The organism is Flavobacterium sp. (genome assembly GCF_044357305.1).
Classification (GTDB): Bacteria; Bacteroidota; Bacteroidia; order Flavobacteriales; family Flavobacteriaceae; genus Flavobacterium.
In genome coordinates this window covers 15019-34149 of the sequence record NZ_JBIKPS010000023.1, presented here as the reverse complement: position 1 = coordinate 34149, position 19131 = coordinate 15019, and the positions used below count along the sequence as shown (strand labels likewise).

Below are 19131 nucleotides of genomic sequence, written 5' to 3'. Positions count from 1 at the left end.
CAAAGCAATTTTTTTGTAAAGGTTCTTGGTACTGGGTTCTAGGTCTTGGGTTCTGACTTTCTTAGTATGGAATTTTGAACTTCTAACTTCTTACTTCTTACTTCGTACCTCGTCTTCTACTCCACCGTTACCGATTTCGCTAAGTTTCGCGGTTGATCCACATTACAACCTCTATTTACCGCAATATAATACGACAATAATTGTAAAGGGATTGTAGTAATTAATGGCGAAAGTGCGTCGGAGGTTTCTGGAATTTCAATTACGTGATCTGCTAGTGCTTTTACTTGGGTGTCGCCTTTGGTAACTATAGCAATTATTTTTCCGCTTCTGGCTTTTATTTCTTGAATGTTACTTACCACTTTGTCGTAATGCCCTTGTTTAGGAGCGATAACTACAATTGGCATTTTTTCATCAATTAAAGCAATTGGCCCGTGTTTCATTTCGGCAGCAGGATAACCTTCTGCATGAATATAGGATATCTCTTTTAATTTTAATGCTCCTTCTAATGCTACTGGGAAATTGTATCCTCTACCTAAGTAAAGACAATTTGGTGCATCTTTATATATTACAGCAATTTCTTTTGCAATAACATCCGAACTTGTTAACACTTCGGTAACTTTTTCCGGTATTGCTTCTAATTCTTGAAGGTATAAATGTAAATCGGAATTGGAGATAGTACCTTTGGCTTTAGCCAAACGAAGCGCCAACATAGTTAACACCGTAATTTGTGTAGTAAATGCTTTAGTAGATGCTACTCCAATTTCTGGTCCTGCATGGGTGTAAGCACCAGCATGCGTTTCTCTAGAAATAGAAGATCCAACCACGTTACATACTCCAAATACAAAAGCACCTTTTTCTTTAGCCAATTTTATTGCAGCTAAAGTATCTGCAGTTTCTCCCGATTGGGAAATAGCAATCACAATATCATTACTATTTATAATCGGATTACGGTATCTAAATTCGGAAGCGTATTCTACTTCAACCGGGATTCGTGCAAATTCTTCAATTACATATTCTGCCACTAATCCAGCATGCCATGAAGTGCCACATGCAATTATTAGTATTCTTTTAGCATTAATGAATTTATCCAAATTATCTTCCACTCCTGCCATTTGAATTAATCCTTCATTGGCATGCAATCTTCCTCTAAAGGTGTCCTTTATTACATTGGGTTGCTCGTAGATTTCTTTAAGCATAAAGTGGTCGTAACCGCCTTTTTCAATTTGCTCCAGATTCATTTGTAATTCCTGAATGTAAGGAGCTACCAAGGTATCGTCTTTAATTTTTCTGATTTTTAATGGTTTGTGCAAACGTACAATGGCCATCTCCTCATCTTCTAAATAAATCGCATTGGAGGTATATTCAATAAATGGAGAAGCATCGGAAGCAATAAAATACTCCTTTTCTCCAACGCCAATTGCTAACGGACTGCCTAAACGGGCTACTATAATTTCGTTAGGTTTGTTCTTGTCAAAAACACAAATGGCATACGCACCCACCACTTGATTTAAAGCAACCTGAACTGCTTTACCTAGTTTTAATTGGTGTTTTTTCTGAACCTCTTCAATTAGATTGATCAAAACCTCGGTATCGGTATCCGATTTAAAGGTGTATCTTCTTTGCTCTAATTCTTTTTTTAAAGGTGCATAATTCTCAATAATTCCATTGTGAATGATACACAAATTTCCCGAATTGGATTCGTGTGGATGGGAGTTTACATCATTTGGGATACCGTGTGTAGCCCATCTGGTGTGACCAATACCAATGGTACCCGAAGGAATTATTTCTGAGGAAGATAATTCTTCTAAATCGGAAACTTTACCTTTCGTTTTGGAAACTTTTATATCCGTACCATCATAAAGCATGATTCCCGCACTGTCATAACCCCGATATTCTAAACGTTTTAATCCTTTTATTACAATTGGATAGGCTTCCCGATGGCCAATATAACCTACAATTCCACACATATATTATTAATTATTATAAAATTCCTTTCCCAAAAATTTTGAAACTAATAACTTCCAAAATAAATTTGGGAGTAGAAATAAAATTTCTATAAAATAACCGTTTTGGTTCTTTTATTAAACGTGGCAACCATTCTAATCCAATTTTTATCCAAAAAGGACTTGCTCTTTTTACATTGCCGGCATAAAAATCAAATACCGCACCTATAGAACAAATTACTCTGGCATTTATTTTTTCTTTGTTGTGAAATACCCATTTTTCTTGTTTTGGTGCAGTCATACCAACAAATAAAATATCCGGTTGAAAGGAATTTATTTCCTGTAACATTATTTCATTCTCCTTTTCCGAAAAATTAGATTTAAAAGGAGGACTAAATGTTGCTACATTACAATTTGGAAATTCTATTGTGATACGTTTTTTAATTTTGGACAAAGTTTGATCACTTGCACCTAAATAAAATATTTTAAAATTATCTTGATTAGCTATATTTAAAAAATGTAAATGCACATCAGCACCTGCAATTTTTTTAATTTTTTTTCCTAAAAGAAATTGAGATGCCCAAACAATCCCTATTCCATCTGGCAATAGAACATTAGAGTTTTTTAATGATTCTTGAAAAACAACTTCCTTTTTAGATATACAATAACTATGGGGATTTATTGTGTTAATTATAATTTTTCTATCTAACTCAACCTTAGACAAGTCATTGATGTAAATATTAAAGCCTAATAGGTTTATCATTTTATTTAATTTTTAAAATTTTACTGAGCCTAATTTGCGTTTATTTTCAAACTAAAGAATTGAAAAGATATTATGTTACTTAAATTAAATTAAAAAAACATTAGTTTAGTAAATTGAAAACTTGTACCGCTTTTTTTAAATACAAATGTTATCTCGTAATTTAAAAAAACTATTATATTTATTATTATTTTTGAATTAGTAGTTAAATGCTAGAAAAGATTTATACAAAAAGTAAAATCTAAAATTAACTTTTTGTTAATTTCCTTGATTAATTAAAACAGTAAAATTATTTTAATATTATCTCCTTGATTTTGTTTACTAGTCGAGAAAGTATGCCCATTTTCCGTTTCAATGCTTTTTGATATTTTTCATTAATTTCAATAACTTCTGGAAAGTCAAAATTTGTATTATTTGAAATATCAAAATCTGTTAAATATCGATTGTTAATTCCTATAGTGTTTGTGGCGTTTATATCGAAACCATTATTGTTTATTTTTGAAATTTTAGGAAATAAAACCAAACCTTTTTTTGTAAAAATATAATAAGTCCATCGAATGGACCAGGAATCTAAATTGCCATTCATCTGTTTTTCTAGCATGTCGTTCACATCAGAACCTAATTGAGAAAACTCTTTTTTTAATTTAGAATTTGACTTGAAACTTACGTAATCTTTTAAATCCCAATCAACTTCCTGCCATCGGTCTTCCCAACTCGCCCAGCCCCATGGCCAATGCCTATTTAGAAAATAAGAATCATATTCGGTTGTCTTACACTTTAAATTAAAAGCATACCCTGAAATGGAAAATACTTTTTTCTTTTCCTGATATTCATCTAATCCTGCATTCATATAGTCCAAAAAATTAGTACTTGTAATCAAGTCATCTTCAAGTACTATAGCCTTGTGATACTGAGCCATCACTTCACTTACTCCATTAATTATCGAAGTGGCTAATCCTTTATTGATCTCGGATTCATGTATTTGAATCGATTTAAATCCCAAAATGGTTTTTAAGTAACTTCTAATTTCAGTAACTACACTTTGGTCCTCTGATGTTTTAGCTCCATCTGAATAAATAATTAATTCACTTTGTAATGCTAAGTTGTTTGCTGCCAATGCTGATACTGTACGCTGCAATGTTTCTAATCGTTTATAAGTGAATAAAACTACAGGTGCTAATTTGCTCATTGTATCTAAATTTAATTTATAGAGTATAAAAAGGAGTTAATATATATTATAATTATTAACAAAATATGATTTTAAAAGAAGGTTATTTTATTATTCAAAAAGTTAACATAAGAAATATTTAAATAAAATTATTACTATTTTTTTTGTTTAATTAATATTATGGGAATTATCTCTTCTTTTTAAAATTGTTTTTCTCTCCCTATAATCTAATTTATTTTGGTAAAAAAAGATGCATTAAAACAAAACTTTTCTGAAATTATTATACTATAATTAAATTTTTACTTTTTTTAAGAGAACAATACAAATAATATTACTTCAACATAATTTTTAAAATTGACTAGTCCTAAATAATTGCCTTTAAAATTTTATCTGAATGTTATTATTTTTATAAAAAATCTATTGAACATAAATTATATAATATTTTCGGTTAATAAATAACTATATTGGTAATCCAAAAAAGCTATCAAAGCTTTTACATTGCATGCAATACTAGGATTCAAATTATCTGCGAATTGAATTTATCAATATCCAATTTTATCAAATGATTTTAAATAAATTAAATATTTTTTACTTAATATTTTCTGAATATTATAAAAAAACATTTATTACTAAGATTGTTAAATACTTATATTAAGATTTTCTTAACTGACTGTGTAATCCTAGTTGAATTGTAAATTAATGAAATAACTATTAAATATTGTTTTATTACTTTAAATCTTAAATAAAAATTGAATGAATAAATTGATGTTGTTATTATTGAACTAGCTCTGAATAATTAAAAAACTTTTATAAATAGGTAATCGAAAACATAAACTAGATTAATTATATTCACTAATGGGTTTTCTTTTCGAACTTTGGATTTATTCTTCTAACAAAATTTGAATTAAAAACATTAAAATAGGTTTAATCAAATAATATAAATTTAGGAATATTATGAAACAATTAATGACTGTAAGTTTGCCTTATTTAACTGATTCCTATACATAGAAAGTTAACATTGAGTAAAAACCAACAATACGTAAAAGAAGTTAAAATATCTTCATTAAAAAAGATTTTAAACATTAAAACTATTTATATTTTTATATGATATGACTTCTAAATAGCTTTTTTTTTCAAAATCTTTATATATGAGTTCAAATTCAGCTCCATTATTTGGAAAAGCGGATAGATTCATTTTTATTGTAATCATTCTAGGTACATTTTTATATCTCCTACCTATATTATCTAAAATTGGAGAACCAAAAGAGAAAATAATGTGAGGACATATTTTAAAATCCCCGAAAACCTTTTCAAAAGGGGCGTTATTTGACACAACAGTGAACCCGAGCTTTTCAATAATTAAAATAGAATTTTTACTTTCTCTTCTGTGAGCATAATAAAATATTTTTTTATTGGAAAATTTATTATGTAAATTAGTTAAAATTAAAAGATAGTCATTAAAATCGACTACTGTCTTATGAAATCTTTTAGTCTCATAAATTGATGAGCCCAAAATAATTATACTACTTTCATCTAATCCCAAAGTATTATTTTCTATAGCTTCTTTATAGTTAATTATAGTATCGATGCCGAAAAAGGGAAGATTATATTTTGTGAAATAAATTATTTTTTTTGGAAATTTTAACATGTTCCTTCTATGATAAATTGAGCTTAAAATTGGATATAATGAAATATATTTCTTCCTCTGTCTTTGAATAATTACTGAAAAGCTCGCATTTCCATCATCTAATATAAATAGATTTTCCGGTGTTAGAATATTATATGCCAAGTTAACTGAATCTGAATTATAAATAGGCGAAAATAATCTAACTTTATATTTTGATAAATTAATTAATTGATTGGTAAAATTAAGAACGTTATTTGATCTAATGAAAAATGAATTTACGATAGACCATTCACTTATTATAAAAACATCATCAAAAATGGCCTTTTCTTTCAGTTCATTAATCCATTCATTTTTTGTAATGGAAAATTCAAGAGGAACAAATATAAATAATAAAGATTCTTTATTTATAATTTTAAAAAAATCAATGGCATTAATTATTCCGTGTAATTGGTGCTCCGTATAAATAAGAAAAATATTTTTCATTTATGAATGAATTTTTAAGTTTTTTTGTTGGTTTGATTTTAAAAACAATAATAAATACAAAATAAAATCCCATCCCATTGGTAAAAATATTTCTTCAACCATACCATAGGAGATTATAACGACTAAAAATAAATAATGAAAAAAATATTTGCTAAAGAATACGATTCTATATAGAAATACAATGGATATTAAAATAAATCCAATAATAGTTGTATAATTATAATTTAGTAAAAACATATTGTATACTCTATCAAGATCACCGAAGTACACATAACTTAAAGGGTACCCCCAAAAAAATAAATCTCCTGATAAATTAGAAAAAAAATCAAATTGAATAACACCACGAGAATCAGATAAATAGGAATCTAAAGATAATTTATTTTCAATATTAATAAAAATTTGAAATAAAAATAAAAAAATAACTATTAGTAATATTGGTAAAAATGATTTCAAATAAGATTTTTTAAATTTACTAACCATTGGTAGAAATAAAATAATAATCGCAGCAAATATTCCTATTCTACTTTGCTGAATAAAAATTAATCCTATATTTATTGTGCCAAAGATTAAAATTTTTCGATAATTCATTCTTTCTAAATAAATCCCTAAAATTACATATGTAAGGAGATATATGTTCAAAACTATTGAAATTGTATTGGAAGATGAAACATAAAAAACATTTTCATCAAAGCCAGGTCTATCAATAAAACTAGGCAATTTGGAAAAGTAAACAACAATAAAGTAAATATAAGAAATTATTATCAAATATTCTAACTTAGACTGAATATTACGGATTTTTTTTACTTGTATATACGAAATATAACCCGTTAAATAATAAAAGGGTATACTCCAATGTAGACCTTTGTAAAAAACAACTATAAATGACAATAAAAATAATGAAATTGAAAAAAATAAAGGTTTCCATTCATGCTTTATATTTTTTTTTAATATCCAACCTATAACAATAATAATATTTGAAGATAGAAATATTATCTTGAGAGGAACATTATATGATATAGGAAGTACATATAATAACAATGGAATAACCAAATAAATTGAAATAAAAAAAAAATCTTTAAAATCTTTCATTTGAATAGAATTAATGGAATTTATTTTCTTTGAAAAGTCTATCATAATGATTTACATCTCGACTTTTAAATTTTTTAGCTGGACTACCACCTACAATTGCAAAATCTTCTACATCACTTACTACAACTGAACCAGCTTGAATAATAGCTCCCTCACCAATAGTTACTCCACCTAAAATTATTACTCTCGATCCAACCCAAACATTATCCTTTATATTAATATCTTTGTTAACAAAAGTTGAACCATAAGGAAGATGGGAACCATTATCATAATCATGAAAAGAAGTTAATATCAAACAATTTTCACCTGAATGAAAATTATCTCCAATTAGAACCTCCCCCCCACCTTTAATAATCATACCATTAAAATTTGGATTTAGATTCAAGATTGTGTTACTACTTAAAAATGTCTTTCCACCTATAAATAATTCTGATTTATGACTTTTAACAATTACGAAATTGTAATATTTATAAAAAAAATTATATTTGATTTTATAAAAAAAATTGGGAATGAAAATTATTAATTTATATATATGTCGTAGTAATTTCATTGAGAATTATTATAAATCGATTAAACTTGAGTTATTTATAGCTTTTTTGATATAGATTATTATACTTAATAGTTCTTTAAAATTTAAAATTATAAATATTAATAAACTAATGTAGGATGCATAGGAAACATTGAAGGAAAGACTAAAAATTAAGACAAAATAAGGGATAAGTAATCTAACAGGTAAAAAGCCATTAAATAATTTTATGAAATTATAATTTGAAATAATTTTATATACATAATAAGTGCTCAAAAGTCCAAAGATGAAATAGCTTATCATTGTTGATAGAATCACATATTCCATTTTAACATTAAAAACACGAATCAAAAGAAAACTAACTAATATATTAATAAATAATGATAATATAGAAATTAAGCTTAGTAACTTTTCTTTATTTTTAGCCATAAGAAATGATGAAAAGGTGAAAGAATTTGAAATCATCATAATCGAAATTACAGACATATTTAATGTAGGTAATGATGCTTTCCACTTTGGAAAAAAATCTAAACAAAAAGGAAAAAAAACAATTGCTAAAAAAAGCAAAAAATAGCTAAAAGTTATATAAATACTATTTATTTTCTCTATTGTCAAAAGTGTTTCGGTATTATTATTGGAATTTAATTTATCCAATATTTTTGGAGTAAAAAGAAATGTTAATGCTTGTAAAAATAATAAAATAGCATTTGCAAGAGAAAATGAAAAGGAAAAAAATCCAAAATCTGCAACACTATAGTAATAACTTATAAAAGTCCTTGTTGTTATTAATATCATTCCAAAACTAGAAATATACATAAATAAATATAATGCCTTAACAATTATTTTTTTGCATGCATTTAAAGAAAACTTAAATTCAAAAGGTAACTGACGTTTAAAAATAAATAGTAACAAAGGAATAAAATCACCTATCAAATATGTTAATAAAATTATGTATAATAAATTCTCTTTTGGAGCGATAAATACTGATATAAAAACTAAAAAAGGTCTAAAAGATTGTTGAAAAGCTACTTCAAAAAGTTTATTTTTAAATCTATAAATTGTTAGGAATAAAATGTTAAAGTGTCCAATAATAGCAATAATTGGTACAAATAAAATGTAACTATTTATATTGTATTTTTTGAAATAATCGATATCTATAAAAAAAAACAAAAAACTTAATATAATTACCAACAAAGAAATAAAAAAAATTAGTAAAATTGAATTTGAAACAATTTTACTTATTTCTTTTTCATTTGTTTTGCTTTGCACAAGCAAAACAGTTGTTGAATGTGTAATTCCGAAATTAATTGTAGACAAATAACTTATTAACAATAATATAAATCCATAAACACCAAAATAATATGGTCCAAGATTAACTGCTATATAAATAGATGAGATAAACTGCAAAAAATAAGTTAAATATCTAGAAGATATATATAGGAATATTTTATTTGAAAATATTTTAAGAATTTTTTTCATATTTATGTAAATCCAAATGATGATTAAATTGTTGTTTTTTTAATACCAAATCTGATATTTTAAGATTTTTAAATTTTTTAAATTTAATGAAAATTATCTTTAAAAAATTGAAACTAATTTTAAAACATTTAAAAATATTACATCAAAATCAATGGGCAAAAAATTGACTAATTACTTTATTTGATTGGTTTTATAGTATTTAAACTTTTAGTGCCGTTTTTAACGATACAATATTTATTAACTAATACACCTGAGGTTATTCTAATTCTAAAAAAAGTTTATTAAAATTCAAATTATTTTAATCATAAAAATTGACATCTATTAATTTACAATTTTAGATTATTTAACTATTTCTTTTTTTTGATTTATTCTATTATCAGTAACTCAAAGCTATGCCTCATTCAAAGTTAATTTATTTAAGCTTCATCAAGATAGTTTATTGACCCAATACTAATAAATAATTAGTCCCAAGAAATTTATAAAAATTCTTTGTTATAATTAATTCAAGTTGCTAGTTAATTGATTTGTTTAATTGAAGTCCAAAGACAAACAATGTTAGTTTTATTAGAAATCCTTCTAATGTTATAGCATGAATTGTTCTTGGAAACATTTTTTTGATGTCACTTATCGTTGTTTCTACTCTTTTTCTCATTTTTAGTTTTTCATTTTTTTGTTCTAAAGTATCCGTTCTTTTAGCATTTGATTTGCGTTGAATCTTTAATAAAACACATTTTCTTTCCAATGCAATATCTTCTAAAACATAATCGGTATAAGCACTGTCACCATATAATGATGCTTCTGCTGGTAATTTATCAATCATTTTTCCTATTGCTTTTGCATCGCCTGTTTTTCCAGGTGTAAAATGAAATGCTATTGGAATTCCATCTTTTGTGGTAAGCAATTGTACTTTAACGCCATAAAAATAATTTCGCATACTTGCGGTATAACCTCGCCACTTTTCTTCTTTAAGAATTTTGCAATTTGCAATCCTCATATTATTACATACTGCAACGGGAAACGAATCTATAATATAATGCATCTCGCAACAAAATTCTTTAAAATAAGAACTTACCATTTCAAATAACTCATAAAGTAAACTCCCAATTTTATGTAATCGTCTGTTAAATCTACTTTTATCTAGCATATCTGGAATAAATCCATACTGCTTCATAAATTTAATAGCGGAACAATGATTGCCATAAAAACTTGTTGATGATACAATTGCTGTTAAAATAATTTCACTATCACTTACTCGTCTTCTTATGTCGTCTTTGTGCTCAATTCCTTGTAAAATATCATCGATTAAACAAAAAATTGATATAATTTTGTCTTTGCTAAGCATTGGTTTTGTTTATTGGTTCGCAAAACAAATTTACTTAACCTTTGCTTTTCTTTTTCTATACTTTTTAAACTAGCAACTTGAATTAATTAATAAGAACAATTCCTTCTTCATAAAGAATTCCATTCTAAAAAGGTTCATTAGGTTCAAAATTTTTAGTTTATATTTTCAAATATTTATTATATCTCCTTCAATCATCGTTTTATAAAATGGTAACATTTTAATTTGCTCTTCAATTTTCATCAATTTAGTTGGTGAATTTAAGAATGCTTCTACTTGCTTGTATAAACCAGGTTTAAATCTTTTATCTAATTCATCTTCTAATTCAATTTGTTCAATTTTGATGCTCCCTCTTCTTTGAACAAATAATTGTTCCATAGGTTTCATTATATATCTATTCTCTGTAGTTAAAAATTCAACCCACCATCTACCCGCAGATTCCCAATTTGCATTATATGAAAATAGAGCATTTTTATCTGAAATACCTGCTCCTGAAAAAATTGTTCCATTTGGATGCCATGATTGCCCCCCTTTTACAAAGCTCTTTAAAACATAAGGATTTCCTCCAATATAAAAGGCCAAATCAATTACGTGTGATGAGTTTTGAATAAACCATTGACCAAGCACTCCCTCATTTTTAACAAGATCTTTTATTATGTGACCCCATTCGGTAAATTCAAAATTGAATGAAGTTACTCCACCATCTAGCTCAATAAGATCTCGTACAGTTAAAGTTGAAGAAAAAAACCTTCTGTTGTAAGCAATATAAATATTGGCTTTATTTTCAATTGCCAAATTATTTACACTTTGAATATCTTCGAAATCTAAGCCACCTGGTTTTTCTACAAGAATATTTTTAAACCCTGAACTTATCAATAATTTAGCAATTGTTCCTAATATATTTTCATTAACAGTTACAATAACTTTATATAAACTTAAATTTATTAAAGTGTTATTTTTTATCCAATTTTCGATACCTCCTAAAACAACTTTTGTATTAATTTCTTCTTCAAATTTAAGTGCCCCATTTCTAGTATTTCCTATAGTAATAAAATTTATATTTTGATGTTTTAAAATTTTCGCATATTCAATAGCCATAGGCCCAGCGCCCAATAAAAGTATTTTAGTTTCTTTATTCATTATTAATCAAAATTTTATGTAAAAGGGTAGTAATTAAATTTATTTTCAGTATGAGTATTGATGAATTCAAGTAATGAATCTAAATAAGTTAAATGAATTTTCATACTTTCCTCATATAACGGAAGTGAACAGCTGTCTTTCTTTAATAAATCCTGAACCAAAATAGTAGTTAGTTGACTTTGGAAAGGAATTTCAAATTTTATTTCTTCCCATTTCCAATCATTTTCAGATTTTGAAATTAATACCTTCCCTTCTGATTCTTTAGATATAAAATGTAAATTATCGTTAAAACCCTGAACTATAATTGGAGAGTTACCTTTTGATTCACAATTGAAAAACCCTTGTGTTCCATTTTTAAAATTAACTTGAAAAAATCCGTTTAACTCATAAAAACCATCTCTCTTACTAGAAATTAGTTCGTTATCTAAAAATTGAGTATCTGTATCATAGTCAGAACTGTTGTTCAGGTATGACATATGGTCTAAATAATGAATAAGATTTGTAACTAAACCATATTGACTCCCAGAAACTATATATTTAAATTTACTTCCGTTAATAGATGTTTTAATATCTTTATAAAAGTCCATCATACGCATAGGGCAATTTACATATGCTTTAATATTTTGTTTTTTTAATAAATCATTAATAGTTATATAATCTTCTTTTCTGTTGAATAATATTTTTTCAAAAATGATACTATTAACCTTGAAATTATTTAATAAATCCTCAGTAACACTTGCTCTCACATTTGAAGATGTAGCAATTATGACAATATCTAGTTTCGAATTAATATTAATGTTTCTTATTGACTCAACATAGGTTACAATATTATTATCTATAATTGTTATTGAGTCATATCGTTCTTTAGCAATTTCTAAGGACTTTTTACTAGGGTCTATAACATAAATATCTAGTGAATCCTCTATGCTTTTTAAAGCTTGAAGATGTCTACTCCCTAATTGACCGGCTCCTATAATAAATATTTTTTTCATATAAATTCTGTATATTATTAATCTGCTATGCCAGTTACGGCAACATTATGTCTCAATTTCCAGTTACCGTCTGCGTCTTTACCCCATAAATGTGGAGATCTAAACTTATCACACAATTCATGGAAATATTCTGGTTCCATTCCGATGTATTCCATGACATCATTGAAATATCTATCTGGAAACTCCCCATCAAAACGATTAACCAATGCAACTCCTTCTTGTCTTGTTAAATGCCTATTTCTGATTTCTTGGGCTGCATCATAAGATGCTCTACCAATTCCAAATTTTATAAATGTTGTATAGAAATGTAAATCGTCAATTTTATCATCTATTCCACTATACTTACTAAACGTTCCTTGTGTTCTGTGTGGTCTCGCTTTAAAACCAGTATTTTCAACCGCATAATAGTACACCTCTTGTGGTGTCCACTTAAGATAATAACCAAGGTAATGTACCTCAATATTTGCTTTTTCTAAATCTTCAATTTTGGGAGGCAAAAAAGCCATTAAATCACTTAATCTTACATCATATTTTTCCATTAATTCTTTAATGGAAACACCAGCCAAAAACACTTCGTCTAGATGTTCAAAACTGAAATACGATTTATCTCTTAAAGAAGTCATGTTGTCAGCTAATGGATTCCCATATTCCGCTTCATTTTCTCCGTAAAAGATCAAATTGATTCCATGTTGAGCTGCAATTTTTGGGGCAAGATTTTTTTGCCCCAAAATAAACGTTTGAAAAGGATGTAATAAATTTTCAATGGACAATTTAGTCAGCAACTTCATTACTTTACCATTACGATAGAAGGAAATATTATCAAAACCACTATCTAACCAATTTCTCCAATTTTGCAAACCATAATCGGTATACAATATAGGAGGCCAAGTTACAGTAAGAGGATTCATATTATATTTATATTTCAAAACATGAGCTTGATAAGCACTGTCTTTACCACCACTCCCAGGCACTAAACAATCGTAAGATCCATCATTTTTGCGGTGTTTATCTAAGAGTTTTACTAATTCTTCTTCCCGCATCCCCCAATCGATATTGTCTTTGATTTCAGCAGTTCTACATGCATCACAAACACCATCTTCGTCGAAATTCATGGTTGTTTTTTTACTGTCTTTGGTATGTTTGAATTCAACTGCTGAAGTAGGCCGTTGATTAGACATTACGCATTTAGTACAATATACAACCTCTTCAGGCAATCCAAAATATGCCTCTAATTTTTTATTTTCTGACATCATAATAAGTTATTAATTAAAGCCCAATTTTTATATATAGAAATTCCTTTTTCTGCACTTTTCTCAGGATGAAATTGAGTTGCAAAGATATTATTTTTTAAAACTGATGAACAAAATTCAATTCCATCATAATTTGTAAGAGTCAAAATACAAGAATCATCATTAGGTTTCACATAATATGAATGAATAAAATACATAAAATCATTAATATCTAAGTTTCTTAATGCTGAATTACCCCATTCTTGTTTATTACTGAAAATAGTATTCCAAGCAATGTGTGGCACCTTAATTTTTCGTTCTTCAAAACTTTCAGGAAATCGTTTAATTATCCCTGAAATTAAATCTAAACCTTTACCTGCTCCAAACTCCTCACTTTCAGTAAACAATAATTGTTGTCCTAAACAAATTCCAAAAATGGGCGTCCCTCCTTTTACTTTATTTTGTATTGCCGTATCTAAACCAAAAAATTTTAAATTATTCATGGCTTCGATGAAAGCTCCTACACCAGGTAATATTAACGCGTCTGCATTTAATATTTCTTCTCGATCTGAACTTATTTCCGCGTTAATACCAACTGTATCACAAGCTTGCTTAACACTAAATAGATTACCTAGTTGATAATCAATTATTATTACTTTTTTTAAATTATTATCCATTATAATCTGCAATCAATCTGGTTACTTTTTAATCTTCTTTTGACATCTTCTATTGAACAAGGTTCAAATGTATGAAAACTTCTTTTTTGGTTCAAAAACTCTACATTACCCTCTAGATTGGATCCTTGAGATTCATTTTCTTTAATGTAATGATAATGAAAAAGAGAGGAAATCATTGCTGAACTAATATTTCCACTCATTAATACATCAACAACGTGATCTTGCTTACCAGCACCACCATGAGCGATTACAGGAATACCAACAATATTTGTGATTTTTGAAATTAAATCTAAATCATATCCTTGTCCCGTTCCTTCTTTATCAACTGATGTAATAACAATTTCACCCGCACCTAATTCAGCAACTTGTTGTGCCCATTCAAAAACATCAACTCCAGTATATTCTCTTCCATTATCTGTGTAAGCTAAATACTTTCCATTGCTTTCTTTTATTGCTTCTATCGCTACTACAATTGTAGAAGATCCAAACATTCGTGAGGCATCCTTTATTAATTTTGGATTTTTAATTGCAGCAGTATTGAGGCAAACTTTATCAGCTCCAACCCTAAGTACTTCTTTAATATCTGAGATAGAGCGTAAGCCACCACCAACAGTAATTGGAATAAAAATACTTTTTGCTGTTTCAGAAATAATATCATGTAAACTATTACGCTCGTATAGTGAGGCAACTACATCCATAAACATCAATTCATCCGCACCTTGTTCATAATAGAATTTGGCAAAATCAGATGGTTTGCCTAAAACCCTTAAACCCTCTAAATGAATTCCTTTTACAAGATTAGGACCTTTAACATCCAACCTAGGTATTATTCTAACTGTTTTCATTTTTTAAATTAAATTCCGCCAAAGTCCAATCCGCAAGCGTATCAATATCAACACTTCGCTCTTCGGGCATTACTATTTTTTTTACTTTTTTAAAATCTGCAATTTTTGAATTCTTAATTGATTCAATGTTAATTAAATACATTGAACCATTAAAGGCATAAACAGGAGGACAGTCTTGCCTTCTTTCAAAATTTCCAACTTTACTTTTATCTAGATACCCATCATTGTTTTCTTCAAAAAGTGTAAAATAAGGGTTTTCTTTCGCGAATTTTACACTCACTACCATGTCTGTAGTAATGTCAAACTCATTTTTTAAATGAACAAAATCCTCTTGGATTCTAAAAGGAGAAGTGGGTTGAAGTAATAATACTGCATCAAACTTTTGACTCAACTTTTCATAATGATTTATCGCATGTATAATCACATCATAACTTGCTGCGTTATCATTTGACAATTCTTCCGATCGTATAAATGGAATTAATATTCCTTTAGCTTCAGCTATTTTTACTACTTCGAGATCATTTGTCGAAATACACAATACATCTTCATCCTCCATTATATTTAATGCGAAATCAATCGTATATAAAATCAATGGTTTATCCCCTAGTATTTTAGTATTCTTACCTGGTAGACCTTTTGATCCTTTTCTAGCTGGAATTAAATATAAAATTCTCATACAAATTTGATATTATTTATATCATTTTGGGCTTTCTCAAAGTCTTCGTGTTTACCAACATCTAGCCAATATCCAGAAAAAGGAAATGAAATTATTTTTTTATTATTATGAATTAATTCTTCCATTAAATCAGTAGCATTAAAAAATTTATCTTGTGGAATAAATGTTAACATCTCTTTCTTCATTAAATATATACCTCCATTGGAATAATATGTGTAAGTAGGCTTTTCTTTGAAACTTTTGACTTCCCCTTTTTCTGTTTCTAATACCGCATAAGGAATGGTTACTTGATAAGGAATTGTTAGAACTGCTAAATCTGCTTCTTGTTTAATGAATTCTAAAAAGAAATGCTCATAATCAATATTTGTTAATAAATCAGAATTGGTCACTAATATATAGTCGTGTTTGAAATTTCTTACTTGAGACACCGCTCCAATTGTCCCTAGCGGTTCATTTTCCCAAACATATTCTATGTTAATATTCTTTTTTTTTCCGTGACCAAAATAATTTTTTATTTGCTCGCCAAGGTAATTAACTGAAACCCAAAAATCATCTATACCAAACAAAGTTAATCGATCCAAATTATGCTCCATTATTGGTTTATCTCCAACTTTTAATAATGGTTTTGGAGTATTATCGGTCAAAGGTTGTAAACGTTGTCCTCTACCTCCAGCCATTATTACCGCATCGATTGGTAAATAGGATTTGATATGCCTAAAATTAATCACATTAACTACAACATCATTATCGTTTAAAACAGGAATAATTCGAAAATTTTCTTCTCGATATTTAATTATTTTTTGAACGTCATAGTATCCTTTTCTAATGAATCGTGGCTTGGGTTGTATAATTGTATCTATTACACTATCTAAAGTGAAATTATTCAAAAACCCACGTCTTACATCACCGTCCGTGATAGATCCAATTAATTTTTCGTTTTTATCAACTACAAACAATATAGCGTCTAGAGATAAATCATTCAACACACTAAGTGCCTGTTTTATTGAACTCCCGCTTAAAATTAAATGTTCTTTATACGACCTCATTGAATTGTTTAATTTGTTTAATAATTAAATCCGCTGAATTTTGATTATAATAATTATTTTTTCCAGTATAACATTCTCTAACTAAAGCTTTATCAAACGCTTCAATTATTTCTTGTTTACTAAATGGTGCATTTATAACATTATCACTTTGAAGGCGTCCTTTTTGTCTGTCACCTACATTTACGACATATTTGCCAAAAGAAGCGGCTTCAATTATTCCGCTAGAAGTATTGCCAATTAATAATTTAGCATAATACATTGCACTGAAATAGTATTCCTTTCCAAAGTTTTCTATGCATAATACTTGATCTGAAAATTCGTCTTCTAATTGCGCTATTTCTTTTCTAAAAAAAGATCCCATTGTGTCGGCATTTGGCATGGTAATTACTAAAAACAATTTTGATGCTAAATGAGTTAATGCTTTTCTCATTTCATTAGCAAATTGTTTGTTCATTTTAGAATTTACGGTTTCGGGATGAAAAGTTATTAATGCAAAATCTTCATTATATAGTTTAAATTTTTCGTAAAATTCTGTTTTTTCAATTGGTTGATAGCGTTCAATTCCATTTAAACTCAATGAACCTACAGTGAAAACATTATCTTTTTTACCTATTAATTCTATTATACGTTTAGAAAAAATTTCGTTCGCTGAAAAATGTAAACTTGAAGCCAATGTAATTTGATGTCTATAAATATTATCAATCGCTCCTAATGTTGTTTCACCACCATGAAAATGTGCGAATTTTAAATTAAATGGTATTGAAGCTTGAACAGCAGCACACATTTCAAATCGATCTCCTAAACAGAAAACCAAGTCAAATTTATTTTGTTGCCAAAAATCTGCAAATTTCAATGCTGTTAATGCATACGAAGTTGCAATTCCTTGCTCGTCGTCATTTGAAATCAAAGAAGATATACAATGAGTTTTTTTATAGTTCTCTTTTTCAATTTCTGATAACGTATAACCATGACTTTTGGATAAATGAGTACCAAAAGCAATTATTTCAAGATCAAAGTAATCATCATCTTTAATTTTTTTTATTAATGGCAAATAGATTCCATAATCTGCCCTTGAACTTGTTAATACTCCTATTTTCATTTGGCTATCTCAATTAAATCATCCTCATTGAAATCTTTTTGAGCGACTATTCCAATAACATAATCCCATTTCATAGGTGAAATTCCGTTGCCTGGTCTTTTTGTTGTAATATTCAATTCAGAAAAAATTTCACCTTTATTTATTATTGTTTTTGCAACAATACTTTTTCGCGCGATTTCCATGTTTTTTTGTTCAGAGATACTAGGTTCCTTTTTTCCATTTCCAGAAATTGCAATTTCTATATTTCGAATACCAACTACCATTGCAGATAATTCTTCTGGCTCGAGAGAAGCTAATTGATCGGGACCAGGTAAACTTCTATCTAAAGTAAAATGCTTTTCAATGACTTTAGCACCTAGAGCGACAGCTGCTATTGGCACTTCAATGCCTAATGTATGATCTGAATATCCAATTTCAACTTTGAATTTATTTTTTATTTCCAACATAGCTAATAAATTCACATCTTTCATTGGTGTAGGATACTCCGTATTACAATGTAAAATATAAATAGATTTTCTTTTAATTCCCGCAGATAAAAAAACATTTAATGCGTTTTCTATATCGTCAATGGTTGACATTCCTGTTGATATAATTACTTTTGAAAATAATTCTGCTGCTTTTCTTAAATAGGGTAAATTTGTTACTTCTCCCGAGGGAATTTTCACCATTGTCAAACCTAACTCTTTAAGATAAATCAGAGAATCTATATCAAATGCTGTAGAAAAAAAAGAAATATTTTTGTCTCCACAATATGCAATTAATTCAATATGCTGTTCATGTGAAAGTTCTAAATTTTTTAACATTTGCAACTGATTTTCAGTTTTATTTTGTGTGTTTTCAATTTGATAATCAGCTTTTTTTGCAGACTTCGAAACCAAATTTTCTGATTTAAATGTTTGGAATTTTACATAATCAACTCCTGCAGCAACAGCAACATCTATTAGATATTTAGCTAAATTAATATCCCCATTGTGATTTACTCCTGCTTCGGCAATTATTATTACTTTTTCCAT

The 19131-nt window shown here is 27.7% G+C and carries 17 protein-coding genes; all 17 read right to left on the bottom strand.

Annotation, left to right across the window (positions count from 1 at the left end; all coding sequences use genetic code 11):
• Nucleotides 1-116: 116 nt before the first annotated feature.
• Nucleotides 117-1967, bottom strand: coding sequence for a glutamine--fructose-6-phosphate transaminase (isomerizing) (gene glmS, locus ACIQ2J_RS12295; protein ID WP_396170239.1), 1851 nt, complete (start codon nt 1965-1967; stop codon nt 117-119).
• A gap of 13 nt (nt 1968-1980) precedes the next feature.
• On the bottom strand, nt 1981-2706 hold the full coding sequence (locus ACIQ2J_RS12290) for a WecB/TagA/CpsF family glycosyltransferase (protein WP_396170237.1): 726 nt from the start codon (nt 2704-2706) through the stop codon (nt 1981-1983).
• 286 nt (nt 2707-2992) lie between these two features.
• Nucleotides 2993-3892: a sugar transferase gene (locus tag ACIQ2J_RS12285; protein WP_396170233.1), complete on the bottom strand. Its 900-nt coding sequence runs from the start codon at nt 3890-3892 to the stop codon at nt 2993-2995.
• A 1054-nt stretch (nt 3893-4946) separates the two neighbouring features.
• Nucleotides 4947-5981: a hypothetical protein gene (locus ACIQ2J_RS12280; protein WP_396170229.1), complete on the bottom strand. Its 1035-nt coding sequence runs from the start codon at nt 5979-5981 to the stop codon at nt 4947-4949.
• The gene (locus tag ACIQ2J_RS12275; RefSeq protein ID WP_396170225.1) at nt 5982-7070 is read right to left on the bottom strand and encodes an O-antigen polymerase; all 1089 of its coding nucleotides are present in this window, start codon (nt 7068-7070) and stop codon (nt 5982-5984) included.
• Between the two features lie 10 nt (nt 7071-7080).
• Nucleotides 7081-7620 carry an acyltransferase gene (locus tag ACIQ2J_RS12270; protein ID WP_396170223.1) on the bottom strand — a complete coding sequence of 180 codons (540 nt, stop codon included), beginning with the start codon at nt 7618-7620 and terminating at the stop codon, nt 7081-7083.
• Between the two features lie 9 nt (nt 7621-7629).
• Nucleotides 7630-9075, bottom strand: a complete 1446-nt coding sequence (locus ACIQ2J_RS12265; protein ID WP_396170220.1) for a lipopolysaccharide biosynthesis protein — start codon at nt 9073-9075, stop codon at nt 7630-7632.
• A gap of 511 nt (nt 9076-9586) precedes the next feature.
• Nucleotides 9587-10417, bottom strand: a complete 831-nt coding sequence (locus ACIQ2J_RS12260; RefSeq protein ID WP_396170215.1) for an IS982 family transposase — start codon at nt 10415-10417, stop codon at nt 9587-9589.
• Nucleotides 10418-10582: 165 nt separating this feature from the next.
• Nucleotides 10583-11554, bottom strand: a complete 972-nt coding sequence (locus ACIQ2J_RS12255) for a hypothetical protein (RefSeq protein WP_396170213.1) — start codon at nt 11552-11554, stop codon at nt 10583-10585.
• 14 nt (nt 11555-11568) lie between these two features.
• Entirely contained in the window at nt 11569-12546 is a 978-nt protein-coding gene (locus tag ACIQ2J_RS12250) for a Gfo/Idh/MocA family oxidoreductase (RefSeq protein WP_396170210.1), read from the bottom strand.
• A gap of 17 nt (nt 12547-12563) precedes the next feature.
• On the bottom strand, nt 12564-13796 hold the full coding sequence (locus ACIQ2J_RS12245; RefSeq protein WP_396170261.1) for an N-acetyl sugar amidotransferase: 1233 nt from the start codon (nt 13794-13796) through the stop codon (nt 12564-12566).
• The gene (hisH, locus tag ACIQ2J_RS12240) at nt 13796-14452 is read right to left on the bottom strand and encodes an imidazole glycerol phosphate synthase subunit HisH (RefSeq protein ID WP_396170208.1); all 657 of its coding nucleotides are present in this window, start codon (nt 14450-14452) and stop codon (nt 13796-13798) included. The genes ACIQ2J_RS12245 and hisH overlap by 1 nt, the downstream gene beginning before the upstream one ends.
• On the bottom strand, nt 14452-15297 hold the full coding sequence (hisF, locus tag ACIQ2J_RS12235; RefSeq protein WP_396170206.1) for an imidazole glycerol phosphate synthase subunit HisF: 846 nt from the start codon (nt 15295-15297) through the stop codon (nt 14452-14454). The genes hisH and hisF overlap by 1 nt, the downstream gene beginning before the upstream one ends.
• Complete coding sequence (locus ACIQ2J_RS12230; protein WP_396170204.1) at nt 15284-15973, bottom strand: cytidylyltransferase domain-containing protein; 690 nt, start codon at nt 15971-15973, stop codon at nt 15284-15286. The genes hisF and ACIQ2J_RS12230 overlap by 14 nt, the downstream gene beginning before the upstream one ends.
• Complete coding sequence (locus ACIQ2J_RS12225; protein WP_396170202.1) at nt 15970-17019, bottom strand: nucleotidyltransferase family protein; 1050 nt, start codon at nt 17017-17019, stop codon at nt 15970-15972. The genes ACIQ2J_RS12230 and ACIQ2J_RS12225 overlap by 4 nt, the downstream gene beginning before the upstream one ends.
• Nucleotides 17006-18118, bottom strand: coding sequence for a UDP-N-acetylglucosamine 2-epimerase (neuC, locus tag ACIQ2J_RS12220; protein ID WP_396170200.1), 1113 nt, complete (start codon nt 18116-18118; stop codon nt 17006-17008). The genes ACIQ2J_RS12225 and neuC overlap by 14 nt, the downstream gene beginning before the upstream one ends.
• Nucleotides 18115-19131: an N-acetylneuraminate synthase gene (gene neuB / locus ACIQ2J_RS12215; protein ID WP_396170198.1), complete on the bottom strand. Its 1017-nt coding sequence runs from the start codon at nt 19129-19131 to the stop codon at nt 18115-18117. The genes neuC and neuB overlap by 4 nt, the downstream gene beginning before the upstream one ends.